This window comes from Sorangium aterium (assembly GCF_028368935.1).
GTDB lineage: Bacteria > Myxococcota_A > Polyangia > Polyangiales > Polyangiaceae > Sorangium > Sorangium atrum.
The window spans coordinates 348,084-374,486 of record NZ_JAQNDK010000001.1 but is presented as its reverse complement, the minus strand read 5'-3'; the positions used below and the strand labels follow the sequence as shown (position 1 = coordinate 374,486).

The window sequence follows — 26,403 nt, the reverse complement described above, 5'->3', positions numbered from 1 at the left end:
GGCGCGCTGGAGGACGGCCATGCTGACCCCGAAGTTGACCCTGATCACCCAGGCGGCGGACGTCCCGGAGCCGGTCCTGCTCGCGCGGCTCTCGGCCTTCGGCGCCCTGCCCCCCGAGGCCCGCGCCCGCGTGGCGGTGCAGCTCCGCGATCCCGAGCTCTCGGGCGCGGCGCTCCACGCGCTCGGCGGGCGGCTGCGCGACGCCACCGCCGCGCTCGGCGCCTCGTTCGTCGTCAACGATCGCGTGGATCTGGCGCTCCTCCTCGGCGCGGACGGCGTTCACCTGGGCCGCCGCTCGGTCGCGGTGGCCGACGCGCGCGCCCTGCTCGGGGCCGGCGCGTTCGTCTCCGTCGCGTGCCACAGCGTCGACGAGGTGCTCCGGGCGGCCGAGGCCGGCGCGGACGCCGCGGTGCTCTCGCCGATCTTCGCGACGCCAGGCAAGGGCCCGCCGCTCGGCCTCGCGGCGCTGCGCGAGGCGCGGGCCCGCCTGGCCGCGGCCTCGCGCGGCGTCGCGCTCCTCGCCCTGGGCGGCATCGACGCGGCCTCGGCGCCGGCCTGCCTCGCGGCGGGCGCGGACGGGGTAGCCGCCATCCGCGCCGACTTCGGCGGCGCGCTGCCGGCGCCGCTCACGGGGTGAGGCGCGCGCGGCCGCGCTGCCGGCGCCACGCGGCGCGCTACCGCGCCCAGAGCGAGGCGAGCGGCAGCTCGACCGCCTCGAACGGCTCGGGACGTACGATCTCGTCGCCTTCGTAGGTGTCGAGCAAGGACCACGGGCCGTCGTCGAGCCGGTAGACCTCGAGCGTCTGCGCGACCGGGTTGATCAGCCAGGCGTGGCGGACCCCTTCGCGCCGGTAGATCCGCATCTTCTTGCCCCGGTCGACGCGCTCGGTGCGCGGGGAGATCACCTCGCAGACCCAGTCGGGCGCGACGTTGTAATGCGCGGGCGCGTCCTCGGGCCCGAGGGCGTCGGGCATGCGCTCGCGGCGCCAGCCGGCGAGATCGGGCACGACCTTGTCGGGCCGTGGTCCCAGGTGGAGCTCGGGTTCGTCGAGGATCACCCATCCGCCAGGCTCGCCCGGATCGTCATCGAACGGCCCGAGGCGACGGCCCAGCCGCGACGCCGTGCGCGTATGCGGCCGCGCCGGCCTCGGAAACGTGTGCAGCTCCCCGTCGAGGATCTCGGCGACCATCTCGTCAGGCACGGCCTGGAACGCGGCCTCGACCTCGGGCGCATTGCCTGGAAATAGCGGGTGCTGCGCGCTCATCGTCAGATCTTAGCATCCCCGCCGTTCGTCGCGCGCGCTCCGCGCCGGCCCAGCGCTTCCCTCGACGCTGGCAATGGGCCTTGCTACTAGGCCGGGCCATGTCCGAAGCGTCCTCGAAGAAACCGACCGACGGCCCGCACGAGCCCCTGTTCGACAGGGTGGCGACCGAGCTGAACTTCCCCGCCGACGAGGCGAAGATCCTCGCCTTCTGGAAGCAGCGCCGCATCTTCGAGAAGACGCTCCGCGCCGAGACCCGCGCCACCGGCCCCTCGCGGGGCACGTTCGTCTTCTACGAGGGCCCGCCGACCGCCAACGGCATGCCGCACAACGGCCACGTGCTCACGCGCGCCGTGAAGGACGTCTTCCCCCGGTACAAGACCATGCGCGGCTACGACGTGCCGCGGAAGGCCGGCTGGGACACGCACGGGCTGCCGGTCGAGGTCGAGGTCGAGAAGGAGCTGCGCATCCACGGCAAGGCCGACATCGAGCGGTACGGCGTCGAGCCGTTCATCTCGCGCTGCGTCGACTCCGTCTTCCGGTACACCGAGGCGTGGGAGAACCTGACCGACAAGATCGGCTTCTGGGTCGACCTCGACAGCGCCTACGTCACGTACCACCGGAGCTACGTCGAGAGCGTCTGGTGGGCGCTCTCCCAGCTGCACCGGAAGGGGCTCCTCTACCGCGGTCACCGCGTCTGCTGGTGGTGGCCCCAGGGCGGGACGGCGCTCAGCGCGGCCGAGGTCGGCTCGAACTACAAGACGGTCGACGACCCCAGCGTCTTCGTCGCGTTCCCGCTGGTCGACGAGCCGGACACAGCGCTCTGCGCCTGGACGACGACCCCGTGGACCTTGCCCTCGAACGGCTACGCCGCGGTCCGGCCCGAGTTCGACTACGTCGTCGTGGACGCGGGCGCGCCCGCGGGCGGCACGGCGCCCGTGGCCGGCAAGCTCATCGTGGCGGCGGCGCTGCGCGAGGAGCTCGCCAAGAAGTTCAAGCGGGACCTGCCCGTCCTCCGCGAGCTCAAGGGGAGCGAGCTCGTCGGCAAGCGCTACCGCCCGCCGTTCGATAGCTTCGCGAGGTCGCTGTTCGACACCCCCCTGCGCAGGAAGGACGGCAAGGCAGAGCCGCTCTACTGGGTCGTCCTCGGCGCGGATTTCGTCACGCTCGACTCCGGCACCGGCATCGTCCACGTCGCGCCCGCGTTCGGCGAGGACGACTTCAACGCGCACAGGCGGCGGATCGCGGAGCTCGCCGAGCCGGGCGCCGACGTCCCGATGCTCTGCGCGGTGCGACCGGACGGCACGTTCGAGCCGGGGCTCACGGCGTTCTCGGGCCTCTGGGTGAAGGACGCCGATCCGCTGATCATCAAGGATCTCGCGGCCCGCGGGCTGCTCGTCCACGAGGAGAAGTACCGCCACGACTACCCGTTCTGCTGGCGCGCGGACGACGACCCGCTGATCCAGCTCGCGCGGCCGGCCTGGTACATCCGGACCCGGGACAACATCGACAAGGCGATCGCCAACAACCGCGCGGTCCACTGGCACCCGTCCCACATCCAGGAGGGCCGCTTCGGCGACTTCCTCGCCAACAACGTGGACTGGGCGCTCTCGCGCGAGCGGTACTGGGGGACGCCGCTCAACGTCTGGGTCTGCGCGAACGACGAGGAGCACCAGCTCGCCCCGGCCTCGGTCGCCGAGATCGAGGCGCTGAACCCGCGCGCCTTCGACCACTTCCGCGAGGCCAAGAAGGCCGACCCCGGCCTGAACGATCACCTCATCGTCCACAAGCCGTGGATCGACAAGGTGACGTTCCCCTGTCCGACATGCAGCGGCGAGATGCGCCGCGTGACCGAGGTGATCGACGCCTGGTTCGACAGCGGGAGCATGCCGTTCGCGCAGTGGGGCTACCCGCACGCGGAGGGCTCGAAGGAGCTGTTCGATCGCGCGTTCCCGGCGGACTTCATCAGCGAGGCGATCGATCAGACGCGGGGCTGGTTCTACTCGCTGCTGATGGTCTCGACGCTGGTCTTCGACGAGGCCACGCAGGAGAAGCTCGGGCTGTCGCGGATCCGGAGCTACCCGCACCCGTACCAGACGTGCGTCGTGCTCGGGCACGTCTGCGATCGCGAGGGCAAGAAGGAGAGCAAGTCGAAGGGCAACTACACGCCGCCCGAGGTCATCCTCGAGCGCGTCCGGATGGAGTTCGCGGCGGCCGACGGCGGAGGCGCCGGGCTCGGCGCGGCGAAGGACGGCGTCGCCGTCATCGCGCGCGAGGACTACGAGGGGCTCGATCTCACGGGCGACTCGGCGAAGGTGCGGGTCTACCGCGCCGATCGCGAGGGCGCGGCGCTGACGCTGGAGCTCAGGCCGGCGACGGGCAACAAGCGCCTCCCGCGCCGCATCGTCGCGCTCTCCCGCGGGGACCTCGATCGCCTGGGCCTCTCGCCGGCCGACAAGGCGCTCTCGGTGATGCCCAACGACGTGCCCAGGCTGCCGCAGGACCAGCGCGTCTTCATCGAGGACCCGGCGACGCCCGCGCCCGGGGCCGACGCGTTCCGCTGGTTCTTCTACGCGTCCTCCCCGCCGTGGACCAACACGCGCCACTCGCTCACCAACGTGCGCGCGTACCAGAAGGAGTTCGCGGTCAAGCTCCGGAACGTCTACTCGTTCTTTACCATCTACGCGAACATCGACGGCTTCTCGCCCGCGGAGGGGAACCCGGGCGCGGCGGACACGTCGCCCGCGGCGCTCGCGGCGAGCGCCGGCTACCGGCCGGCGCGGGAGCGGTCGCTCCTCGACCGGTGGATCCTGTCCGAGCTCGCGCTCTCGACGCGGGAGGTGACGGCGCACCTCGACGAGTACCGGCTGTACGAGGCGGCGCAGCGCCTGGTCGATCTCGTGGACGCGCTCTCGAACTGGTACGTCCGCCGGAGCCGCGCGCGCTTCTGGGCCCCTTCGGTCGTCGATACGTTGGAGGTCGCGCCGGGGACCGTGCGGGCGGCCCAGGACAAGCGCGACGCGTACTTCACGCTGTACGAGGTGCTCGTCGCGATCGCCAAGCTGAGCGCGCCGTTCACGCCGTTCCTCGCCGAGGCGATGTACCAGAACCTGGTGCGGCGGCCGTGGCCCGCGTCGCAGCCGGAGAGCGTGCACCTCGTGGCGTTCCCCGAGGCGGACGTCGCCGCGGTGGACGAGCCGCTCGCGATCGAGATGCGCGCCGTGCGCGAGCTCGTCTCGCTCGGCCTGCAGGTGCGCACGGCGAACAAGCTCAAGGTGCGGCAGCCGCTCTCGCGGGCCGACGTCGTGCTGTCGCAGCAGGGGCTCGCGGCGGCGCTCGCCGAGCACGTGCCGCTCATCGCCGAGGAGCTCAACGTCCACGAGGTGCGCTTCCTGAAGCCCGGCGAGGAGGGGAGCGCCGTCCGCTACGTGCTCAAGCCGAACTTCCGCGCGCTCGGGCCGAAGCTCGGCAAGAAGGTGCAGCTCGCGAAGCAGGTCCTGGCGAAGGCCGACGCGGCGGCGCTCCGCGCGGCGCTCGCGACCGAGGGCAAGATCGCGATCGCGCTCGACGGCGAGCAGGTCGAGCTCGGCCCCGAGGAGATCGACGTCGCGGTCGAGGCGGGCGAGGGGTTCGCGGCGGCCGGCGGCCGCGCGGGGGTCGTCGTGCTGCACACGGCGCTCACGGACGCGCTCCGCGACGAGGGGCTCGGCCGGGAGATCCTCTCGCGGGTGCAGGGGATGCGGAAGGAGCTCGACCTCGGCTTCACCGAGCGGATCCGGCTCGCGCTCGACGGCGGCGAGCGGGCCCGCAAGGTCGCCGAGGCGGCGCGCGAGATGCTCATGCAGGAGGCGCTCGCCGCCGAGCTCGTGCTGGGCGCGGCGCCCGCGGCGTGGGGGCAGGCCGAGCGGCGCGAGGTCAACGTCGACGGCGAGGCGCTCGCGATAGCGCTCGCGCGGACGGCGTGAGGGCGCCGGGGGGGCTCTGCCGCGATGATCACCAAGATCTGCGCCCGTAACTTCCGCAGCATCGGCGAGCGGATCGAGCTCGAGCTCGGGGTGATGACGGTCCTCGTGGGGCCGAACGCCTCGGGCAAGAGCAACGTCGCGGACGTCCTGCGGTTCCTCGCCGAGTGCGTGAACACGTCGCTTGCCGGCGCGGTCGCGGCCCGGCACGGGCTTCGTGCATTGAGGCACGGCGATGCCCGAGAGCCTCGTGATGTGACCATCGAGGTCCATGTTCAGAGCGAGCATGGCGCTGGCATCTGGGGCTTCACGTTCACCTCGTCTGGCGACGGGGATCCTGTGCTGGTCAAGTGCGAGCGTGCTGTATGGTTTCCCGAGCCGGCGCCGGATCTCGCGACCCGCTCGCACCTCTTTGGGCTGCTCGAGAGGCACGAGGAAACGTGGACCGAAGAGGAGCGCGCGACGATAGTGGGCAGCGTGCGGGGCACTGCAGCGCACGGCGCCACCGAGCCTGCTGTGCCCAGCTATTTCGCTGCGCACCCGGGGCGCGACGTCCTCGTGCTCCCCTTCATCCACCGTCAGGAGCTCTTCGCGTCTGCGGAGTGGAAGCAGCTCAGCACCTTTGTTCCCTTCATGGAGGAGCTGCGTCAAATCGCGATTTACTCGCTGTTCCCGGACGTACTGCGCGTTCCTCAGCACCCGGATCCATCCAGGCCGATGAGCACGAGGGGCAGCAACTGGGCCTCGACCTTGAGGGCGATCGAGCGATCGACCTGGGGAACCGAGCTCGTCGCCGCGCTCGGGCGCATCGCTTCGGACATCGACGAGTACCGCGTCACCCAGGCGGGTGGCTTCCTGATCCCGGAGTTCCGCCATGGCCTCGACGAGCAAGGGCGTGAGCGCTGGCATGGGGCTGCGCAGGAGTCGGACGGCACCCTTCGCGTAGCGGCCCTCCTGACAGCGCTGTTCCAGGAGCCCGCTCCCGCGCTCCTCGGCTTCGAAGAGCCGGAGCTTGGCGTGCATCCAGGGGCGATCCCGCTCCTCTTCGACTTCTTGAAGGAGGCGTCAACGCGCAGCCAGATCCTGCTCACGACGCACAGCCCCGACCTCCTGGACTTGGTGCCTATCGACGACATCCGCGTCGTGGAACGGCGCCATGGCGCGACGACGCTGGCGCGGGTCGAGGAGCGTCAACGCGAGCTCGTGCGCAAGCGCCTGATGTCGACGAGCGATCTCCTACACGCCGAGGGCCTCCGCCCCGAAGGCTCCGCGAGCGATGGCTAAGGCCTACCTGGTCGTCGAGGGCCACGGCGAGGTCGAGGCGGCGAGGAACCTGGTCATCCGGCTGTGGGCCGACCTCGGGCTGCCGCACGCCGTCTGGGGAGCTCCCAAGCGCGGCAAGGCGCTCAACACCCGCGCCGGGGTGCTGCAAGCCTGCGAGCTCCTGCGAAGCGAGCGCGACTGCGCGTTCGCGCTGCTGCTCCGTGACGAGGACGACGGATGCCCAGCCACCGCCGGCCCCGAGACCGCGGCATGGGTGGCGGCCGCGAGCCTCCCGTTCCCGGTCGCCGTGGTGCTGGCGCACCGGGAGTTCGAGGCGTGGTTCCTGCCGTGCATCCACCTCATGGCGGGGCGCGAGATCCGGCCTGACGTGCGCATCGCAGAGGGCACGACGTGCCCGGAAGATCCCGAGGGCATCCGCGACGTGAAGGGATGGCTCTCGAAGCGCTTCCCACCGGGCAAGATCTACAAGCCCACGCTCGACCAGCTCAAGCTCACCCAGTGGATCGACTTCGGCGTGCTCCGCGCCTCCGGCGCGAGGTCGTTCCGCACGCTCGAGAACGCGCTGCGGTTCCTCGCCGCGCCCTCAGCGCTCAAGATCTACCCGCCTCCGCGGCCCTAGCACCAACGATGAGGCGGCCCCGCACGAGCGCCCCCACCCGGGCGCTTGGTGCGCGCTCAGTACCGCTCGCTGTCGTTCTTCGGCGCCATCGGCGACGCCGGCCCGCCCTCGCCGTTGATCGTCGTGCCGCCGTTCATGAACGCGCCGGCCATGCGCAGGAAGGCGGCGGGGAAGTCGAGCGCCGGCGCCGAGAGCGCGTCGAGCGCGGCCACCTGATCGGGCGCGAGCTTGACCTCCAGCGAGCCCAGGTTGTCGTCGAGCTGCGCCAGCGTGCGCGCGCCGATGATGGTGGAGGTGACGCCCGGCCGGGCCACGACCCAGGCGAGCGCCACGCGGGCCGGCGTGGTGTCCAGGTCCCTGGCGATCTCGACCAGCTTGTCGACGACGTCATAGGCCTTGTCGGTGAGCGCAGAGAGCGCGAACGGGCCGCGATCGGACTTGTGCTTGCCGGCGTTCTCCCGCCTGTACTTGCCCGTGAGCACGCCGCTCTTGAGGGGCGACCAGGGCGTGACGCCGAGGCCCAGCTCGCGCGCCATGGGGATGAGCTCCCCTTCCACGCTGCGCTCGAGGAGCGAGTGCTCGATCTGGAGCGCGATGAACTGCGCCCACCCGCGGAAGCCCGCCAGGACGTGCGCCTGCGCCACCTTCCACGCCGGCGTGTCGGAGACGCCGACGTAGCGGACCTTGCCGGCCGTCACCAGATCGTGGAGGGCATGCACGGTCTCCTCGATGGGCGTGTTCTTGTCCCAGATGTGCATCCAGTAAAGGTCGATGTAGTCGGTCTGCAGGCGGCGCAGCGACTGCTCGCACTGCGCGAAGATGGCCTTCCTCCCGGCGCCGCCGCCGTTGGGGTCGCCGGGATACAGGTTGGCGGTGAACTTGGTGGCGATCACCGCCCGGTCGCGCTTGCTCGGGTGGCGGCCGAGGTGGTCGCCGATGATCTTCTCGGAGTGGCCCTTGTTGTAGGTGTTGGCGGTGTCGATGAAGTTGCCGCCGCGCTCGATGAAGCGATCGAGGATCGCCTCGGACTCCTTGACGCTGGAGCCGAAGCCGTGGTCTTCGCCGAAGGTCATGGCGCCGAGGCACATTGGGCTGACGCGCAGGCCGGAGCGGCCGAGGGTGACGTAGTGGTCGAGGTTCAACGTGGTCCTCCTGGAGGTTCGGGCTGAAGAGCCCTTGCTGGACCGTACGCTGCGCCCGTGCCGGCGTTCAATCTTGGAGGAAACGGCCGGGACGGGGCCGGGTGGGTTGATGGCGGCCGGGGGCGAGCGCACGATCGCGTCGTGCTGGGATCGATCGAACAGAGCAGCACGCCCCGCGCCCCGCGCCCGGAGGTCGGCGGGCCGGCGTCGCGCGTGCTCCGCAATTTCGTCGTCGCCGTCCGCGCCAGCGCGCCGCCGATCACGAACCTCGACCTGCTGCCCGACGGCACGACGTCGCTGGTCTTTCGCCTGCTCGACGCGGACCGCGCCGACCTCGTCGTCCTCGGGCCCAAGACGCGCGCCGTGTACAAGCGCGTGCCGCGCTTCCTGCTCGCGGTGCAGGTGATCTTTCGACCCGGCGGCGCGTACCCCTTCTTCGGTGTGCCGATGGACGAGCTCGTCGATCGCATCGTCCCTGCGCGCGATCTCTGGGGCCGAGGCGCCGACGCTCTGCTCGAGCAGCTGGTGGCGGTCGGGACCGGCGTCACGCTGGACCCCGCGCGAGCTCGCCTGGAGGCGATCGAGCGCGCCCTCGAGGGCCGCATGCTCGGTCCCGACGTGTTCGAGCCCGCGTCGGCGGCCGTCGCGCGCGCCGCGCTCCGGAAGCTCTCGCTCGGAGGGGTCACCGTGGAAGAGACGGCGAGCGCGCTCCACGTCAGCCCGCGGAACCTGCGGCGCGCCTTCGTTGCGACCGTCGGCGTCTCGCCGAAGCAGTACGCGCGCATCGCCCGCTTCCAGCGCGTCGTCTCGAACGCGCAGGTCGCCCGCGGGTCGTGGTCGGAGCTCGCCCTTGCGAGCGGGTACTGCGATCAGCCGCACCTGGTCAGGGAGTTCCGTGAGCTCGCGGGGCTCTCGCCGGTGGCGTTCATGAGGCGACGCTCGACGAGCGAGAGCAGCGGCTCAGGCGGAGGCCTCGGGTGAACGCTCCAAGGGGCTCCAGGGCGCTCGGTGCGAGCGCGCGGATCGTGAGGCGCCGGCGCGATTACGTGCCGGGCCTTACGATCCTGCGGGGGTGATCGCCTCGCATCGCGGGGCGGTGCTCCTTCCGCAAGGATCTTGTTGCGGACATCGCTGGTGAGGCGTTCGATGATCCTCGTCGGGTGGGGCGCATCGGAGATTTTCAGGACCGTACCGAGACCGAGGGCCGCGTATCGCCGGCCCATGACGGGCGATGGCCTGCCCGGACGGGAGGCTCTCTCCGTGGCGCGAAGGACGTAGCGTTCCAGGGACCTCTCCCACGCCGTCCGGGTGTCCCGGGAGCCCGACGTGACGTCCCTGGAGCTCGACGTGACGTCCCTGGAGCTCGGCGCCATGTCCCGAAAGCGTGGAGCCATGTCCCGGAAGCGCGGCGCGGCGCACCCCGGGAGCGCGGCGGCGTGTCCCTGGAGGTCGTTCTTGGGTCCCCGGAGGTCGTTCGAGCGTCCCGGAGGGTCTCTCTGGCCACCCGGAACGTTTCTCCCGCGCCCCGGAGGGTCTCTCTGGCCACCCGGAACGTTTCTCTCGCGTCCCGGAGGGTCTCTCTAACGCCCCGGAAGGTCTCTCCATCGTTCCGGAAGGTCTCTCCATCGTTCCGGAAGGTCTCTCCATCGTTCCGGAAGGTCTCTCCCGCGTCCCGGAAGGTCTCCCCGGCGCGCCTGGCCAGCGGTCTCCCAGCGCGGGCAGGGGGGTGGACGTCCTCGAACCGAGGCTCCGCGCCGCGATGATCACCCACGTCTACGTCAGCAACTACGGCAGCGTCGGGCCCGGGCTCGAGCTCACGCTCGGGTCGCTGACCGCGCTCGTCGGTCCGCCCGGCTCGGGGAAGGGCTGCCTGCTCGACGCGGTGCGGTTCCTCGCCGAGTGCGCCAACGGGGCGTTCGATCTGGCGGCGGCGAACCGGCGCGGCGGCGCGCTGGCGGGCGCTCGCGGCGACGGCGCGCTCACCACGCTCGGGGTCGCGGTCTCCAGGACCGAGGGCCACGGGTTCTGGCTCGTGCAGCTCGCGCCGGGAGAGCGGGAGGGCGAGGCGCGCGTCAAGAGCGAGACGGCCGCGTGGTGGCAGCGCAGCGCGCTCACGCGGCTCGTCAAGCCGGGGCTGCGCGAGGTCTTCGACGCCGGCAGCGACGCGCCCGAGGTCTCCTTCGACCGGCTGAAGGGCAGCCCGAAGGGGTTCTCGCGCAAGGACAAGGGGCGCAGCGGCACGCTCGCGTACCGCGGCGTCGCCCCGATCGCCGTGAGCGGCACGAAGCTCGTCCTGCCGCTGCTCTCCGATGGACCGCTCACCCCGATGCTCGACGAGCTGCGCCGGGCGGTCCTCTACTCCCTCGCGCCGCGCACGCTGCGCTCGCCCCAGAAGCTCAGCGCTTCCCGGCGCCTCAAGGCGAGCGGCGACAACTGGGGCTCGGTCCTCCGCGCGCTCGCGAAGGAGCGATGGCAGGAGCAGTTCCTCGCGGGGCTGTCCCAGGTGATCGGCGACGTCGACGGCGCCCGCGCGTCCTCGTCCGGCGGGTACCTGGTCCCGGAGCTGCGCCACGGCGTCGACGGCGACGGGCGCGAGCGCTGGCGGGCCGCCGCGGACGAGCCGGACGCCACGCTGCGGCTCGCCGCCATGGTCACGGCGCTCTCGCAGGAGCCCCCGCTCGTGTTCGCGGGCTTCGAGCACCCGGACGCGGGCGTCGATCGCGCCGCGCTCCCTGCGCTCCTCGAATACCTGCGCGGCGCGTCCGCCCAGCGCCAGCTCCTGCTCACGACCGAGAGCCCCGCGCTCCTCGACCTCCTGCCGCCCGACGCCGTCTACTCGGTGGAGCGCCGCGACGGCTCGACCGCCGCGTCGTCCATCGACGAGCCGCGGCGGAGGGCGCTCTGGGAGCGCCTCGGCGCCGCCCAAGGGTGAGCGCGCTCCGCCGTGCGGCGGGCGACGTCGAGCCGGACGCCCGCTGACTCCCGCGCCGGCGCTAGCGTGCTGATGTCGGAGTACTCCCGGTAGCCGCCCCCCTTGCGCCGCAGGCGGTCGTCGCGATTGTGGGTGCGCCGCTCGTTGCGGGCGTTCAGGATCGGCCCGTCATGGCCGACCTGCGCGTTGCCTTCTGGAACGTCCAGAACCTCTTCGAGCCGGGGACCTCGAAATACGGGCCCACGGACGAGCCAGAGCTGCTCGCCAAGCTCGACGTCATCGCGCGGAGCCTCGACGGTCTCTTTGCAGGCGCCGGGCCGGATCTCGTCGGGCTCGCCGAGATCCATACGCAGCGCATCCTCGATCTCCTGGTGCAACGGTTGCGTCACCGGTACCTCAAGCTCTTCGAGCGCTCTGGGGACGGCCGGTGGACAGGTCTTGCGGTGCTAGCGCGGGAGGGGTCGTTCACCAGGCTCGTCGTCGAAGAGGCCTATCACCCGTGGGTTACCTCGATGCCGCGCTGGCTGATGGCGCGATGCCAGCTCAGGGAAGACCAGGGCGGCGCGTCGATCTTGTTTGTGGTGAACCACTGGAGAAGCCGCGTCACCGACGCCTCCAGCAATGCCGCTGAGGAGCGCCTCGAGACGGCTCGAGCGCTCAGGGGCAAGCTGGCCCGTTCGCGCCTCGATAGGTGCGCGATCGTCCTCGGCGACTTCAACGCCGAGCCGTTCGAGGAGCCGTTCGGCGAGGCTGGCCTCCGCAGCGTGCGTCACTTCGACCCGCGCCTCTGGGACGGGGAAGCTGCCTCCTGTCTCTACAATACAGCCTGGCGTTTCCTCGCCGAGCCAGACTGGTGGGAGGTGGTCGAGGCACGCGGCGAAGCCTACGTGGCATCGCGACCGAGGACGACGTTCAATGCGTCGCCACCTGTCCTCTTCGATCAGCTCCTCGTCTCCGGATACGCCCTTCGTGGCGGGCCCATCACGCTCCGAGAGTCCAGCGTCGCTTACGCCGCCGATGACGCGACCACGAGCTCGACGTCCAGCGGCTACCGGAGGCCGCTGCCATGGACCTATGGCGCGGGCAGCGGCTCGGGCGCTTCGGATCACTTCCCTCTCGTCGCGACATTTCGAATGAATGGAGGAACGGCCGATGACTGACGAGAAATTGCAGGAATTGAGGACGAAGGTCGCGAGCGTGCTCAAGGATGAGCGCGTCGTGTCGCCGGCGTACCACGACGTGTTGCGTGAGCTCCGGGCGATGGCGGCGGCCATCGAAGAGTCGTTGATGCCGGACACCATCGAGGTGCGCATCGAGCCCGGGCATCGAGCGAACTTGGGACAGCAATTCCTCCTCGTTGTCCGCGTCCCGAAAGCCGACCTCCGTACTGTGCTGCTCCGGGTCTACGTTCCGGCCGAAGGTTTCCCCGTCAGCCTGGACCTGTTCGACGGCCAGCAGCCCCAGTGTGAAAACCTCGACGCGCTCGAGACGGAGATCCTCAGCTTCCTCCGTCATCCGGATGTGAAGCATCGCCTCCTCGCACTGAAGGACATCGCAGCCTGAGGCGTTGTGCACCCACCGTCGCCGTCGCTAGACCGCGAGCCGCTCCCCCGGCGGCGCGAGCGGCGACGCGTCGTAGCGCGCGAGGAGATCCTCCGGATCGAGGTAGATCGCCGCGCACCCGGCCTCGAGGAGCTCCATCTCGGGGAAGCCTCCGCAGAGGAGCCCCACCGAGAGGAGGCCGAGCTTCGCCGCGGCCTCGGCGTCCGACGGCGCGTCGCCGACGAGCACGACCTCGCGAGGATCGACGCTGCCGAGCCGATCGAGCGCGGCCTCGAGGACGTCGGGGCGCGGCTTCGATCTGTCCGCGTCGTCGGCCGATACCGTCCACGAGACCAGATCGCCCACCCGGGCGAGCGCGACGCTCGCGTCGAGCTCGCCGCGCGGCGTCGGCGAGGCGAGCACGATCCGGCGCCCGTCGCGCGCGACGCGCTGGAGCAGCTCGCGCACACACGGGAACGCCCGGGCGCCCGGGAGGAGCTCGCGCCCGTAGATCTGGTCGCGCAGCGACGAGATGCCGGCGCCGATCCAGCCGAGCTCCTCGGGCGAGAGGAACGTCTGCAGCAGCTGGTCCGCGCCCTTGCCGACCTGGCTGCGCAGCTTCTCCCGCGGGACCTCGCGGCCGAACCGCCGGAAGGCCTGCTGCCAGGCGGCCGCGTGCAGATCGACGGTGTCGAGGATCGTGCCGTCGACACCGAAAATGACGGCGCTGACGCTGACCATGGCGCGACACGTGGCGCAGGGCGGGACGCACCGCCATCGGAGGGCTCCCGACGGCCCCATCGCGCCGCGCCGGCTGCGCTCGGCCGGAGTCGCGATAGACTGGCCGGGGAGGGCGAGCGGGCAGGGCGATGACGACATGAATGGGCGGCTGTCTGCACTCGCGATCCTCCTCGGCGGGCTCCTCGGCCCGGCCAGCGCCCGAGCGGCCGAGCCCGCGCTGGTCGCCGTCGATCTGGACGACGACGATGCCGACGGCGTGCCGGACGGCGAGCAGCCTCGAGTGCCGCCCGCCCCGGAGCTCCTCGCGCTGCGCGCGCCGCGCGGGGCGAGCCAGGCGCCCGCGGCGATCCCCGCGGGCCTGCGGCTCCTCGTCGACGGCAGCCCGGTCAAGCCCGGCGCGGCGATCCCCGCGGGCGCCCGCCGGGTCGAGATCCAGGCGGTCCGCGCCGGGCGCAGCGAGATCGCGCTCTTCGGCGAGGCGCGGACGATCAGCGCGTTCGAGGTGCGCGCGATCGACGGCGCCGGGCGGCGCATCGACATGGCGCGCTCCCACGCCTCGCTTCAGCGGACACCGCCGGACCGGCTCGGCGACGATCCGTTCGCGAACCTCGACGATCCCGACGCGATCCGGCTGCTCGTCATCGGCGCGCCCGAGGATCTGCCGCTCACCCTCGACATCCACTCCGCCGCGCCGTCGGGCGGGGTGATCGATCGCCTGCCCGACGTGCCGCTCGGCCACGTGCGGTGCCCGGAGGACGTGCCGCCGGGCCTCGTGTGCGGATCGACGCGCCCCCTGCGGGCGGTCGCGGACGACATCGATCGCAACCACCCGATGATCGTCGATCGCTCCGTGAAGGGCGAGGTCGGCGGGGCGCTCGTCGTCGCCCTGCCCGGCGGGCCGAAGGTCCAGATGATCCGCATCGCCGGCCCGCGCTCCTCGCCGCTCGGGCCGCTCGGGCGCACGCGCGCGCGCCTCCGGATCGTCATGGTGCGCCCCCGCGCTGGCGGCCCGCCGCCGATGGGCGGGGACGACGCCGGCGCGCTCGCCATCGCGCGCGCGGAGGTCGAGCGGGCGAACGCCCTCTGGGGCGCGTGCGGCGTGAGCTTCGGCCCGCCCGAGGCGCTCGACGTCACCTTCGTCGATCCGCCGCGCCCGCACCTGCTCGCGATCGGCTGCGACCACGGCCTGCCGGCCAGCGGCGGCGCGATCCGGGTGCGCGTCGACGGCCACGAGGTGACCGCGGCGATCGCGCCCCGCGCGCGCCCCGACGCGGCGGCCCGGGCCGTCGCCGCGGCGATCGGCGCGGCGGGGTTCTCGGCGCGGCTCTCCGACAACCCGGCCATCGGCGCGGGCGCCTACGGGACCACCGACGTGCTCGTGCGGCGGCCGGGCGGCGCGCTCGCGACCATCGAGCCGCCGGCGGCGGGCGCGCTGAGCACCGACGCGACGCTCACGGCGTGCATCGGCGCCGTGGATCTCGACGACGGCCTCCAGCACTTCAGCGACACGGACGCCATCGCCGGCACGGTCGAGGAGCGGGCGCTGCTCAAGGCGTTCGACGACGGCGACCCCGCGACCGTGGACGTCGTGATGGTCCCGAGCTTCGCCGGCGGCGGGCGGATCGGCGAGTCGTTCATCTTCGCCGACGGCGGGGCGATCCGGAACACGATCATCGAGGATCGCGCCGGCCTGCGCGCGGATCGCGCGTCGTTCGCGCTGGCGCACGAGCTCGGCCACGTGCTGCTCGACGAGCCGGGGCACCCGGACGATTTCGGGATCGACACGCCGACCCGGCTGATGGACGCCGACGCGGCCAACGCCTCGGCGTACGGGCCGCGCCGCCTCACCGTCGACGAGTGCGCGCGCGCGATCCGCCAGAGCGGCGCGGCAGCGCCGCGGCCGGGTCAACAGAGCGGCGCGGCGGACCCGCGCCTGGGCGGGCCCCCCCCGCGCGGCGGGGGGGCGCCTCCGGCGGGGGCCGCGGCGGAGGCGCCGGGCGGCGCGCCCGGGTTCCGGCCGAGCGGCCCCGTGCCGCTGCTCGCGCCGTGGCCGCTCGCCCCGCTCGGTCGAGAGAGGTGAAAGGCCGCTTCGCGCTGTGGTAGGAGCGGGCCCATGCGGGTCCCCCAGCGGAGCGGCCTCTTCAGCGGCGTCGCAGCCCTCGCGTGCGCCTCGGTCCTGCTCGAGATCTCGCTCGCGCGGATCTACGCGGCGCTGTTCGGCGAGGCCCACGCGTTCCTCGCGCTCTCGCTGTCGCTCGTCGGCGCGGGCGTGGGCGGCGCGCTGCTCTACGTCGTCCCGTCGCTCGCACGCCCGCCGGCGCTCTTCGCCCGCATGGCGATCCTCGCCTCGCTCGCGTCGGGCGCGACCCTCGCCACGGTCATCCTGCTCGCGCACCGCGAGCCCCTGTCCGTCCCCGCGCCGGGGTCGCTCCCGTGGCTCGCGCTGTGCTACGCGGCCTCCACGGTCCCGTTCGCGCTCGCGGGCCTCGCGCTCGCGGCCGCGATCCGGCACGCGGCGCGCGAGATGCCCCGGCTCTACCTGCTCGATCTCGCCGGCGGCGCGCTCGGCGGGCTCGCCGCGGCCGGCGCGCTCCGCGCAGGCGCGCCCCGCGCCGCGCTCGCGGCGGCGATCTTCTTCGCCGTGGCGGGCATCTTCTTCTACCTCGGGTCGCGCTGCTGCGAGGGCGAGGAGCGGGCGCCCGGCGGCCTCGTCGCCACGTTCGTGCTCGGCTCCTTCGTGCTGCTCGCAGGCGACGTCGGCGCCCCGTGGCTCCGGCTCGCCGGCATCCGCCGGGCGTCGCCCGACCGGACCGAGCTCGAGGCCTGGACCGAGCGCTCGCTGATCACCGTCGATCGACCGAAGGCCGGCGCGGCGCTGATGCGGCTCGGCGGCGCCGCGGCGAGCCCGATCCTCGACGCGAAGACGACGCCCCCGCCGCAGCCCGAGGACATGGCGTACGCGCTGCACAAGGACCAGGGCCCCGCGCTCGTCGTCGGCGCCGGGGGCGGGCGCGACGTGCGCGTCGCGCTCAAGGCCGGGCAGAAGGACGTTGTCGCCGTCGAGGGCGACCGCGGCGTCCTCGAGGTGATGCGCGGGAAGTACGCCGCGTTCAGCGGCAACCTGTTCGACAAGCCCGAGGTCCACCTCGTGGTGAGCGACGGGCGGAGCTTCGCCAGGCGCACGCCGCTGCTCTTCAGGAACATCGTGATCCCGTCGACCGACACGGTCGAGGCGTCGACGACGGGCGCGCTCGCGCTCTCGGAGAGCCGGCTCCTCACGCTCGAGGGCGTCGGGGACCTCTTCTCGCGCCTCCTGCCCGAGGGCACGCTCGTCCTGGTCCGCGCGGACGCGGACTTCGATCGGCTGCTCTCCCTCGCGGCCGCGGCGCTGCGCCGCGCGGGCGTCGCCGCGCCGAAGGACCACCTCTTCGCGTGCAGCGCCGCGCAGAAGACCGCGCTCCTCGCCCGGCGCACGCCGCTCGCGCGCGAGGACGTCGACGCCCTGCGCCGCCACTGCCGCAAGCACAAGTTCTCGGAGGTCCTCGCCCCCGACCGCCCGGCGACCCCGGTCCGCAGCCTGCTCGTCGCGGCGGCCGCGCCCTCGGCCTCCGCGGTGGCCGCGCGCGGCGCCGAGGGCGCGGCCGCCGAGGGCGCGGCCGCGGAGGCCGATCTGACGCCGCCCACCGACGACAGGCCGTTCTTCGCGTACACCGTCCCGGCGCGCCGCCTGCCCGCGGTGCTCGGCGACGTCGGGGCCCTCCGCGCCGGGCAAACGGCGCTCTTCGCGCTCGCGCTGCTGCTCGCCGTCGGCGCGGCGCTCTTCGCGCTCGGCGTGCTGCTCCCGGCGCTCGCCGCGCGCCGCCTGCGCGCGCGCCTCGCGCCGCACGACGCCGCGGCCCTCGCGTCGTCGTCGGCGGCGGCGCCGCCCGCCAGAGCGCTCGCGTTCTTCGCCGCGATCGGCGCGGGGTTTGCGCTCGTCGAGCTCGCCGTGCTCCGGCATGGTCTCCTCCTCCTCGACCTGCCCGCGCACGAGCTCCCCGCCGTCCTCGTGATCCTCCTTGTCTCGGCCGGCGTGGGCGGCTTCCTCACCGCCCGGGTGTCCCCGGGCGCCGCGACGGCGGTCTCCGGGAGGGTGGCGGAGGCGCTCGCCGTGGCCGCGGCGCTCTCGGCGGTGGGGCTCGTGCCGCTCGCGCGGTGGGGCCTCGGGCTCGGGGCCTTCCCGCGCGCGATCCTCGCCATCGCGATCCTCGTTCCGTTCGGCGTGCTCGCGGGCTCGCTCGCGCCGCTCGGGGTCAAGATCGTGGACTCGGTCTCGCCGGCGCTGCTGCCGTGGTGCTGGGCGCTCTGCGCCCTCGCGGGCGCGACCGGGATGGCCCTCGGGGCGCTGTGCGCGCTGAACCTCGGCTACAGCGCCCTGCTGCTCGGCGCGGGCCTCGCTTACCTCCTCGCCGCGGCGACCGTGCCGCCCGCCGTGGCCGGGGCGACCGCCGCGGGCGACGACGAGCGAGCGGCGTCCTCCGGAGGCGCCGCCGCGAGCGATCCGCCGCCCCGGGACGCCGCAGGGCCGCGGCCCGAGGCCCTCGAGGCGGCGCCGATCGCGTGAGCGCCCGGCGCCGCCGGCGCCGCCGGCGTCACCGCCGCGCGGCCAGCAGGAGGTGCGCGAGCAGGCCCGCGATGTTGTGAGCGTCGTCGACGCCCCGGTGGTGCGTGCCCGCGAGCGGCAGGCCGGCGCGCTCCAGGGCCTCGGCCATCCCCACCTCGCGCGACAGCGCGTGCGTCACCGCGAACAGGCTCTTCACGTTGAGGTGGCTCGGCCCGAACGGGAGCGGCACGCCGCGCGACTGGCACTGCCGCTCGAACATGCGCCGGTCGTAGTCGCCGTAGCTCGCCCAGAGGCGATCCTGCGCCTTGAGCTCGCTCCGGAGCGTCGCGCACGCGTCCCTGAACGACACGCCCGCGTCGACGTCCGCCTGCGTCAGCGTCGTGAGCGCCGTACAGAACGGGCTCACGCGCGAGCGCTCCGGGCGCACCAGGATCGAGCGCCGCTCCCGGCGCCGGCACGAGGCGACCTCCAGCGGGCACACGCCGATCTCGATGATCTCGTTCTCCTCGCCCGGCGGCGGGTGGCCCTCCCAGCAGGTCGATTCCACGTCGATCACGAGAATGAGATCAAGACGCTTCGCCACGTCGTCGTCCTCGGCATGTAGTGATGAGTGCGCTGCGAAGGTAACGGGGATCGGGACGCAATTTCCTTCAGGATTTTCCCGACCGTTCGGGAACGCCTTGGGCGGTTCGCTTCGTCCGGGCAAAAACTGAGTAGAAACGGGACATAAGCCGGAGGTGCACCCACACGTCGTTGGTCGTTTAGGCACCCAATCCGCTTGCTTGGCGGGCCTGGTCCATGGACACTCGTCAGGTAATTTCTGACGAGGTTCTCTACGTGGATCCTGGCTCCCAACTGCGTTGCTCCTCCGGTTCGGCCAGGGAGAGGTCCATGATCGCTGAGGCGCTGCCTGACCCTGCCGACGCGGGCCGCGATCCGGTCGAGGAGCGACAGCTGCCTCGTTCCGGGATCGTCCGCCACGCCGGCCGCGAGCGGGGGGCGCCGAAGGGGCTCCCGGCGGGGCGTGGCGCCGGGGCGGTAGGCGGGATCACCACGGGGGCCCCGGCGTGTGGGCGGCTGGCCGTCGACCCGCTCGTCGGTCGTACAGAGCACGGACTGCACATCGAGCGGCTCATCGCCGAGGGGGGGATGGGCGCTGTGTACGCGGCCCGCCGCGTTGCGACGGGGGAGCCGGTCGCCCTCAAGGCGCTCCGGCGCGTGCACGCGGGGGACTCCGGGATCGAGGGCCGGTTCGCCCGCGAGGTGCGGCTCGCCCGCCGCATCGACCACCCGAACGTCTGCCCCGTGCTCGGCGAGGGGCGCCTCGAGGACGGGCGGCCGTTCTTCGTGATGCCGCTCTTCGACGGCGTCACGCTGAGCGAGGAGGTCCGGCAGCGCGGCCCCTTGCCGATCGGCCGCGCGCTCGCCCTCGCGGATCAGATCCTCGCCGGGCTCGCGGCGATGCACGCGGCGAAGGTCGTCCACCGCGACCTCCAGCCCGGCAACATCCTGCTCGTGCCCGGGGCGCGGGGCGCAGGGGCAGGGGAGGGCGCGACGACGGTCAAGCTCATCGATCTCGGCTTCGCGCACGAGCCCGGCGTCGACACGGGCGACGGCGTGACGCCGGACAGCCCCGGGTCGCTCGTTGGCACGCTGCTCTTCATGTCGCCCGAGCAGGCGATGCGGAGCCGCGCGATCACCGAGCGGAGCGACCTGTTCGCGGCCGCGCTGCTCATCTACTACGCGCTCTCGGGCAAGCTCCCCTTCCGGGGCCGGGGCGATCTCGACGTGCTCGTCGCGATCGTGCGGTCCGCGCCCGTGCCCCTCCGGCGGGAGCGCCGTGACGTCCCGCGCGTGCTCGACGAGGTGCTCTCGCGGGCCCTGTCCAAGCACCCCGACCACCGCTTCCCCAGCGCCTCGGCGATGCGCGACGCCCTCGCCGGCGTGCCGGTGTAGCCAAGGCAGCGCCCGCGCTCCGCGCGCCCCAGCGCCGGCCCGCTCCTTGCCACGACGGTGCCGCCTGCACCGCGCCGCCCGGCACCGCGATCCGGGGCTGTGCACGCGCTGCTCAAGCGCGGCGGCGCGAGGCGGTGAGCTTCACGCGAGGGGAACCCCATGGACGCACTCGATCTCTTGGAGCATCAGCATCTCGAAGTCAGCGCCCTGATGGCGCGCATCGCCGCCGAGCCCAGCCCGGGCCTCCGGACATCGATGGTCGCGCAGCTCTCCCGGATGATCGACGCGCACGTACGCATCGAGGAGACGTACCTCTACCCGGTGTGTGCCGAGCGGATGGCCGGCGACAGGAAGCCGCTCCACGACGCGTACGAGAAGCACGGCCTCGCGCGCTTCGCGGCGGACAACCTGCTGCGCACGCGCGTGACCGATGTGCGCTTCGAGGCGCGGCTCCGGCTCCTGCGGGACATTTTCGCCCACCACGCCGACGAGGAGGAGGACATCCTGTTCCCCAAGGCGAAGCGGGGCCTGACGGACGAGCAGCTCGACGTGATCGGCAGCGATCTGGAGCGCGCTTACGAGGTGCTGCTGCGCGTCGGCGTGCCCGCGGGCACCCCGCTCGCGCGCTCGCAGCGCGGCTGGCCCCGGCGCGGCGCCCACGCCGTGCGCTCGCTGCGCCCCGTCTCGCGGCGGAGGGGCGAAGCGCTCCGCGTCCGCGGCTGCTAGAGAGCGGCGGTCACCCGCTTCGGATACGGACCCATCTCGACGTTTTCGGTGCTCAGCGCACCGGAGTGCGCTTCCGCGCCGAAAACGCCGATCTGGGCCCGTCTCCTGTGCGGGTGACCGCCGCTCTGCGCGGCATGGGGGCGACGCGGTCGGGCTTGGCTCTACACAGGGACGGGGCCGCCGAACGCGCCGAAGAAGCGCGCGATCCAGACGGTGAGCATCAGGATCGCGAGCGCGATGCCGAGCCGCGTGACCCACGCGCCCTGCATCCCCTCGGCGGCCGCGATGCGGCCGTCCTTCACGTAGATCGCCGCGTTGTACGCGAGCGCGGCGATCACGAGCGGCGCCATGACCGGGGAGAGGGGGTGGAGCCGCAGCGCGTCCGCGAGGTGGCCCTGCGCGAGGGCGAGCGTCGCGCGCGTGAGCCCGCAGCCGGGGCAGGGGTGGCGGGTGACGATCGCGAACGGGCAGAGCGGGGCGCCGCACGCGACGAGGATCCCGAGCACCGCCGCCACCGTGCCTAGTCGCGCGGCGCGGCCGCGCACGTGCGCGGCGCTCCATCGGGACAGGGCCGACGGAGCGGGCGGACCGGCTTCGGTCGAGCTGGACGGCGACACGGCGGAGGACCGCGGCGCGGATCAGCCGGCGTTCGGGTCCCAGACCTCGTTGAGGTCCTTCGCGAGCGCGTAGAGCGGGAGGAAGACGTAGAGCACGATGCCCTCGGCCTGCTGGTTGCGCGAGCCGGCCATCTGCTTGGCCCGGGTCACCTGCTCCGGCACCTTCACCCAGAGGAAGTAGTAGTTGAGGAACGGGATGAAGAGGTACCAGGGCTTGAACTCGGGGTCCTTCGTCGCCTGCTGGAGCTCGTTGAGCATCGCCCACATCTGCCAGATGGCGTAGAGGAAGCAGACCATCCCGATCACGCACACAGTGACCGGGTTGCGGGTCTCCCCCTTCGCGCCCGGGGCCATCGAGCCGCCGCCGCCGTACACGCCCAGGTTGCTGGCCGCCTGGCCGAACTGGCCGGGCGCCGACATCTGAGCGCCGCCGGGCGACCCGCCATAGCCGGGATCGCTCACGCCCGGAGGGCTGCCGTAGCTGCCGCCGGGCGAGCCGCCGTAGCCGCCGCCCGGAGGGCTGCCGTAGCCGCCAGCCGGCGAGCCGCCGTAGCCGCCGCCCGGAGGGCCGCCGTAGCTGCCGCCCGGAGGGCTGCCGTAGCCGCCGCCCGGAGGGCTGCCGTAGCCGCCGCCCATCGGGTCCTGGCCCGGAGGCGGACCGTACCCGCTGGCGCCGTGCTGCGGAGGCTGCCCGTAGCCGGGAGGCGCGCCGCCGGGCGGCTGCCCGTAGCCGGGAGGCGCGCCGCCAGGCGGCTGCCCGTAGCCGGGCGGCTGCCCGTAACCGGGTGGCTGCCCGTAGCCGGGCGGCTGCCCGTAGCCGGGAGGCGCGCCGCCGAGGCCGCCCATCGGGTCCTGGCCCGGGGGCGGTCCAAAAGGATTCCCGGCCGGGCCGCCCTGCGGGGGCTGCCCGTAGCCGCCGGGCGGAGGAAACGCGCCGGCCGGCGCGCCTGCGCCCCCGGGCGGCTGGCCCGGGGCGCCGTATCCGGGCAGCTGGTCGATCGCCATGGTGCCGCCGAGCGGGTTGACGCCCTGGGGCTGCTGGCCGAACGGCGCATAGCCGCCGGACGGGCTCGCGGCCGCGCCGCCGAAGGCCGGGCCAGACGGCTGCTGCCCGCCGGGGGGCGGCGAGCCGTAGCCCATCCCGGGAGGCGGCGGGGCAGGGGGAGGCCCCGCCGAAGCGCCGAGCCCCGCCGGCGGGACACCGACCACCGTGCCCGCGAGGCCCTGCGGCGGGCTCGGGATCGCGGCCATGCCCGGCGGCGCTCCGGCCGGAGGCGCCGGAGGCGGAGGCGCCCCCGGCGCGCGCGGACCCGCCGCGCCCGCCCCGGAGGACGGCTGACTCATCAGCATGGTGCCCTTGAACTTCGGCGCGGCCGCGCTCTTCAGGTTGTAGCCGCACTTCGTGCACGTGGACGCCGTTTCCGAGTTTTGCGTCCCACAATTCGGACAGAACACGCACCACCTCCGGCGGGGGGTTCGCTGCTACGGATATCCGCGCCCCTGCGCGTCGTAATGGGCGCCGAGGGTAGTTGAAGCGCGTTCCGGTTCTCAAGTGAAAGACGAAGAACGCTGCGGACTTCTCCGCAGGCTACGCGGTCTTCGTCAGAAAACCCAGGGAGTACCGCGTGGCCACGTGCTCCAGGAGGGGGGCGGGGCGGGGCGGGGGCTGGCGGGGCGGGGACCGGCGGGTGGCCGCGTCTACGTCCACGTCCACGACCACGACCACGACCACGACCACGACCACGACCGCGTCCACGTCCGCGCCCACGTCCGCGCCCACGTCCACGTCCACGTCCACGTCCACGTCCACGTCCGCGTCCGCGTCCGCGGCCACGGCCACGGCCAGGACCACGTCCGCGGCCACGGCCACGATTGAGGGCACGAGCACCTCGGGGGGGAGCGGTCCGGTTTCTGGGCAGCGGCAGGCTTTGTGTGGTCCGCTTTATGTTTCCCCCCGGCGCGCCTTGACAGTGACCACCGTCGCTCACTAGCGTGCCCGCGCCTCGGGACGGCTCCGTACGACGGACAACCGAATGCCCGGCCGCCGGTGCGCGGGGCTGTCCGCCTCCGGCAGGCGCCTCCAGATCGGAGGCGCACGAGGTAGCGCCCGGTCTGCCGGGCGGACCCTCGTTGAAAGGGACCCGCGTTGCGGGGTCCCGACTGCATGTGGAAGCGGGCACGCCGCGAGCGCGGCGCGCCCAGGGAGCCAGCGGACCGTGCCAACAGCCGACATGACCGAACAATTTGCTCTGACCGCCGAGCGGCGAACCGAGCTCGAGAAGATCCTCGCGCGCTACCCGAACCGCCAGGCCGCGTGCATCCCCGTGCTCCACCTCTGCCAGGAACAAGAGGGGTGGGTCTCCGAGCGGGTGCTCCGCTGGGTCGCCGAGCAGCTCGGCCTCTCGGCGGCGCACGTCCAGGGGGTCGCGACCTTCTACACGCTCTTCAACAAGGAGCCCGTCGGCAAGCACCAGGTCTGGGTGTGCCGGACGCTGAGCTGCGCGCTGAACGGCGCGGACCAGGTGCTCCACCACTGTGAGAAGCGGCTCGGGATCCACGCCGGCGAGACCACGAAGGACGGGAGGATCACGCTGCGCACCGCAGAGTGCCTCGCCTCGTGCGGCACCGCCCCGATGATGCAGGTCGATCGCGACTACCACGAGGGCCTCACGCTCGAGAAGGTGGACGCGATCCTCGATCGGTTGACGAGGTGACGAGATGCTCCGGCTGACGCGCTATCTGACCAAGAACTACGACACGCCCGACGGCCACAAGCTCGCCGTCTACGAGAAGGGCGGCGGCTACCAGCAGGCGAAGCGCGCCCTCGGGATGACGCGCGAGGCGCTCGTCGAGGAGATGAAGGCGGCGAACATCCGCGGCCGCGGCGGCGCGGGCTTCGCGATGGGCGTGAAGTGGAGCTTCATGCCGTGGCCCCCGAAGCCCGAGCGGCCGCACTACCTCGTCATCAACGCGGACGAGGGCGAGCCCGGGACCTTCAAGGACCGCACCCTGATGGAGAAGAACCCTCACGCGGTCGTCGAGGGGTGCATCATCGGGTGCTTCGGGATCGGCGCCCACGCCGCGTACATCTACGTGCGCGACGAGCTGCACCTCTCGAAGGCGCGGCTCTGGGGCGCCATCGAGGAGGCGCGCGCGAAGGGCTACCTCGGCAAGCGCCCGTTCGGGATCGACTACCCCGTCGAGGTCTACGTCCACACCGGCGCCGGCGCCTACATCTGCGGCGAGGAGACGTCGCTGCTCAACTCGCTCGAGGGCAAGCGCGGCGAGCCGCGGCTCAAGCCGCCGTTCCCCGCCCAGTTCGGCGCGTTCGGGATGCCGACGACCGTGAACAACCTGGAGACGATCGCGGCCGTGCCCACGGCGCTCGAGCTCGGGGGGGAGAACTTCTCGAAGCTCTCCTCGCTGCACCACCTGAAGGACGGCGGCTGCCGGCTCTTCGGCGTGAGCGGCCACGTGAACAACCCCGGGATCTTCGAGGCGGCCGTCGGCGTCACGCTCCGCGACCTCATCTACGAGTACGGCGGCGGCGTGAAGCACGGGAAGCTCCTCGCGGTCATCCCGGGCGGCTCGTCGTGCCCGATCCTGCGCGCCGACGAGGTCGTCAACGCGCCGAGCGACAAGTCGCCGCTCCACCCGTGGCACGGCCAGAGCGTGCTCGACGTGCCGCTCGGCGTGGACACGTTCCGCGCGCTCGGGACGATGCTCGGGACCTGCTGCGCCATCGTGCTCAGCGACAAGGCGTGCCCCGTCCTCGCGATGCACAACCTGATGCGCTTCTACCGCCACGAGTCGTGCGGCCAGTGCACGCCGTGCCGCGAGGGTAGCGCGTGGATCCACCGGATCCTCGATCGCATCGTGCACGGCGAGGGGACGCTCGAGGAGCTCGATCGGCTGCACGAGATCGCCGACAACATCATGGGCAACACCATCTGCGCCTTCGGCGAGGGCACGGCGATGCCCGCGCTCGGCTTCCTCCGGAAGTTCCGCAAGGAGTTCGAGGCGTACATCCAGACCAAGGGCCGCTCGTCGACAGGGGTGCTCACGCCGTGAAAATCTTCGAGTTCGCCTTCTTCGGGCTGGCGTCGCTGCTCGTCCTGCTCGGCGGCCTGGCCACGGTCGCGGCCAGGAACCCGATCCGCGGCGCGATGGGCCTGCTCACGTCGATCGTCGGCATCGCGGGGCTCTACCTGATGCTCTCGGCGGAGTTCCTCGCCGCGATCCAGATCCTCGTGTACGCGGGCGCGATCGTCATCCTCTTCCTCTTCGTGATCATGCTCCTCGGCCCGTCGGCGACGTCGCCGCGCGACGCCCGCACCGCGGTGCCGCGCTACGTCGGCGCCGGCGTCCTCGGGGCGAGCAGCATCGGCGCGCTCGCCCTGGTCGCGAGCGCGTCGAAGCCCGGGGTCACGGCCATCCCGGCCGCCCCCGAGTCGCTCGGGACCATCGAGGCGCTCGGGCACGAGCTCTTCACGAAGGGGATCGTGCCGTTCGAGCTCTCGGGCGCGCTGCTCCTCGTCGCCGTGATCGGCGCCGTCGCCGTCGCCCGCGGCAAGCAGGTCGACCCGACGCTGCTGCCCGCCGGCGAAGGCCCGGACACCGCGTCGCCGGAGCCGGGCGATCAGGGGGCCGCGCAGCCGGGCGCCCTCGCGGGGCACGCCACCCTGTCGGCGAAGGAGCCGCACTGATGATCTCCGTCCCCATCGAGTACTACCTCGTCGTCGCGGCGGTGCTGTTCGTGATCGGGTCGATCGGCTTCCTGCTGCGCAGGAACCTCCTGGTCCTCCTGATGAGCATCGAGCTGATGCTCAACGCCGTGAACCTCACGCTCGTCGCGTACAACCGCGTGCACCCGCACGATCACGCCGGGCAGATCTTCACCTTCTTCGTCATCGCCATCGCGGCGGCGGAAGCCGCAGTCGGTCTCGCGATCGTGCTCGCGTTCTACCGCATCCGGAAGACGATGCGCTCGGACGACGCCGATCTCCTGAGGAGTTAG

23 protein-coding genes are annotated in these 26,403 nt (G+C 72.8%); 16 read left to right on the top strand and 7 right to left on the bottom strand.

Going from position 1 to position 26,403, the window contains the following annotated elements; all coding sequences use genetic code 11:
• Window positions 1–19: 19 nt before the first annotated feature.
• Window positions 20–637: a thiamine phosphate synthase gene (locus POL72_RS01145; RefSeq protein WP_272093040.1), complete on the top strand. Its 618-nt coding sequence runs from the start codon at window positions 20–22 to the stop codon at window positions 635–637.
• A gap of 37 nt (window positions 638–674) precedes the next feature.
• On the opposite strand, the gene POL72_RS01140 is transcribed toward POL72_RS01145, so the two are convergent.
• On the bottom strand, window positions 675–1,265 hold the full coding sequence (locus POL72_RS01140) for a Uma2 family endonuclease (RefSeq protein WP_272093038.1): 591 nt from the start codon (window positions 1,263–1,265) through the stop codon (window positions 675–677).
• 98 nt (window positions 1,266–1,363) lie between these two features.
• Between POL72_RS01140 and ileS the strand changes: the two genes are divergently transcribed.
• The 3 genes from ileS to POL72_RS01125 are packed head-to-tail and all read left to right on the top strand — an operon-like array spanning window position 1,364 to window position 7,127.
• Complete coding sequence (gene ileS / locus POL72_RS01135) at window positions 1,364–5,227, top strand: isoleucine--tRNA ligase (protein ID WP_272093036.1); 3,864 nt, start codon at window positions 1,364–1,366, stop codon at window positions 5,225–5,227.
• A 24-nt stretch (window positions 5,228–5,251) separates the two neighbouring features.
• Window positions 5,252–6,508 (top strand): AAA family ATPase, encoded by a 1,257-nt coding sequence (locus tag POL72_RS01130; RefSeq protein ID WP_272093035.1) that lies wholly within the window; start codon window positions 5,252–5,254, stop codon window positions 6,506–6,508.
• Window positions 6,501–7,127, top strand: a complete 627-nt coding sequence (locus POL72_RS01125) for a DUF4276 family protein (RefSeq protein ID WP_272093034.1) — start codon at window positions 6,501–6,503, stop codon at window positions 7,125–7,127. The genes POL72_RS01130 and POL72_RS01125 overlap by 8 nt, the downstream gene beginning before the upstream one ends.
• 56 nt (window positions 7,128–7,183) lie before the next feature.
• Here the strand turns inward: POL72_RS01125 and POL72_RS01120 are convergent, their stop codons facing one another.
• Window positions 7,184–8,269 (bottom strand): aldo/keto reductase, encoded by a 1,086-nt coding sequence (locus POL72_RS01120; RefSeq protein ID WP_272093032.1) that lies wholly within the window; start codon window positions 8,267–8,269, stop codon window positions 7,184–7,186.
• A gap of 141 nt (window positions 8,270–8,410) precedes the next feature.
• Here POL72_RS01120 and POL72_RS01115 point away from each other — a divergent pair, with 141 nt between their 5' ends.
• The 4 genes from POL72_RS01115 (at window position 8,411) to POL72_RS01100 (ending at window position 12,764) form a co-directional block, all read left to right on the top strand.
• Entirely contained in the window at window positions 8,411–9,250 is an 840-nt protein-coding gene (locus POL72_RS01115) for a helix-turn-helix domain-containing protein (RefSeq protein WP_272093031.1), read from the top strand.
• 745 nt (window positions 9,251–9,995) lie between these two features.
• Complete coding sequence (locus POL72_RS01110) at window positions 9,996–11,201, top strand: AAA family ATPase (RefSeq protein WP_272093029.1); 1,206 nt, start codon at window positions 9,996–9,998, stop codon at window positions 11,199–11,201.
• A gap of 170 nt (window positions 11,202–11,371) precedes the next feature.
• A complete protein-coding gene (locus tag POL72_RS01105) occupies window positions 11,372–12,361 on the top strand; it encodes an endonuclease/exonuclease/phosphatase family protein (protein ID WP_272093028.1) in 990 nt (329 codons plus the stop codon).
• Window positions 12,354–12,764 (top strand): hypothetical protein, encoded by a 411-nt coding sequence (locus POL72_RS01100; protein ID WP_272093027.1) that lies wholly within the window; start codon window positions 12,354–12,356, stop codon window positions 12,762–12,764. Before POL72_RS01105 ends, POL72_RS01100 begins: the two co-directional genes overlap by 8 nt.
• 27 nt (window positions 12,765–12,791) lie before the next feature.
• Here the strand turns inward: POL72_RS01100 and POL72_RS01095 are convergent, their stop codons facing one another.
• Window positions 12,792–13,484, bottom strand: coding sequence for an HAD family hydrolase (locus tag POL72_RS01095; protein ID WP_272093025.1), 693 nt, complete (start codon window positions 13,482–13,484; stop codon window positions 12,792–12,794).
• Window positions 13,485–13,620: 136 nt separating this feature from the next.
• Here POL72_RS01095 and POL72_RS01090 point away from each other — a divergent pair, with 136 nt between their 5' ends.
• Both POL72_RS01090 and POL72_RS01085 read left to right on the top strand, forming a co-directional pair.
• Complete coding sequence (locus POL72_RS01090) at window positions 13,621–15,564, top strand: ImmA/IrrE family metallo-endopeptidase (protein ID WP_272093024.1); 1,944 nt, start codon at window positions 13,621–13,623, stop codon at window positions 15,562–15,564.
• Between the two features lie 33 nt (window positions 15,565–15,597).
• Window positions 15,598–18,087 carry a polyamine aminopropyltransferase gene (locus tag POL72_RS01085; RefSeq protein WP_272093022.1) on the top strand — a complete coding sequence of 830 codons (2,490 nt, stop codon included), beginning with the start codon at window positions 15,598–15,600 and terminating at the stop codon, window positions 18,085–18,087.
• A gap of 28 nt (window positions 18,088–18,115) precedes the next feature.
• Here POL72_RS01085 and POL72_RS01080 read toward each other — a convergent pair whose 3' ends face one another.
• The gene (locus POL72_RS01080; RefSeq protein ID WP_272093021.1) at window positions 18,116–18,670 is read right to left on the bottom strand and encodes a 3'-5' exonuclease; all 555 of its coding nucleotides are present in this window, start codon (window positions 18,668–18,670) and stop codon (window positions 18,116–18,118) included.
• A gap of 308 nt (window positions 18,671–18,978) precedes the next feature.
• Here POL72_RS01080 and POL72_RS01075 point away from each other — a divergent pair, with 308 nt between their 5' ends.
• Together POL72_RS01075 and POL72_RS01070 are read left to right on the top strand one after the other, a co-directional pair.
• Complete coding sequence (locus POL72_RS01075; RefSeq protein ID WP_272093020.1) at window positions 18,979–20,043, top strand: serine/threonine-protein kinase; 1,065 nt, start codon at window positions 18,979–18,981, stop codon at window positions 20,041–20,043.
• A 159-nt stretch (window positions 20,044–20,202) separates the two neighbouring features.
• Window positions 20,203–20,769, top strand: coding sequence for a hemerythrin domain-containing protein (locus POL72_RS01070; RefSeq protein WP_272093019.1), 567 nt, complete (start codon window positions 20,203–20,205; stop codon window positions 20,767–20,769).
• Window positions 20,770–20,930: 161 nt separating this feature from the next.
• On the opposite strand, the gene POL72_RS01065 is transcribed toward POL72_RS01070, so the two are convergent.
• The 3 genes from POL72_RS01065 to POL72_RS01055 form a co-directional block, all read right to left on the bottom strand.
• A complete protein-coding gene (locus POL72_RS01065) occupies window positions 20,931–21,314 on the bottom strand; it encodes a DUF2752 domain-containing protein (RefSeq protein ID WP_272093018.1) in 384 nt (127 codons plus the stop codon).
• 93 nt (window positions 21,315–21,407) lie between these two features.
• Window positions 21,408–22,841: a zinc ribbon domain-containing protein gene (locus POL72_RS01060; protein ID WP_272093017.1), complete on the bottom strand. Its 1,434-nt coding sequence runs from the start codon at window positions 22,839–22,841 to the stop codon at window positions 21,408–21,410.
• A 133-nt stretch (window positions 22,842–22,974) separates the two neighbouring features.
• Window positions 22,975–23,268, bottom strand: a complete 294-nt coding sequence (locus POL72_RS01055; protein ID WP_272093016.1) for a hypothetical protein — start codon at window positions 23,266–23,268, stop codon at window positions 22,975–22,977.
• A gap of 349 nt (window positions 23,269–23,617) precedes the next feature.
• On the opposite strand from POL72_RS01055, the gene nuoE reads away from it, so the two are divergent.
• Genes nuoE through nuoK form a run of 4 tightly spaced genes read left to right on the top strand, consistent with a single transcriptional unit; the run spans window position 23,618 to window position 26,403 of the window.
• Window positions 23,618–24,100 (top strand): NADH-quinone oxidoreductase subunit NuoE, encoded by a 483-nt coding sequence (gene nuoE, locus POL72_RS01050; protein ID WP_272093015.1) that lies wholly within the window; start codon window positions 23,618–23,620, stop codon window positions 24,098–24,100.
• 4 nt (window positions 24,101–24,104) lie between these two features.
• Entirely contained in the window at window positions 24,105–25,457 is a 1,353-nt protein-coding gene (gene nuoF, locus POL72_RS01045) for an NADH-quinone oxidoreductase subunit NuoF (RefSeq protein ID WP_272093014.1), read from the top strand.
• Window positions 25,454–26,092: an NADH-quinone oxidoreductase subunit J family protein gene (locus POL72_RS01040; protein ID WP_272093013.1), complete on the top strand. Its 639-nt coding sequence runs from the start codon at window positions 25,454–25,456 to the stop codon at window positions 26,090–26,092. Before nuoF ends, POL72_RS01040 begins: the two co-directional genes overlap by 4 nt.
• Window positions 26,092–26,403, top strand: coding sequence for an NADH-quinone oxidoreductase subunit NuoK (gene nuoK, locus POL72_RS01035; RefSeq protein ID WP_272093012.1), 312 nt, complete (start codon window positions 26,092–26,094; stop codon window positions 26,401–26,403). Before POL72_RS01040 ends, nuoK begins: the two co-directional genes overlap by 1 nt.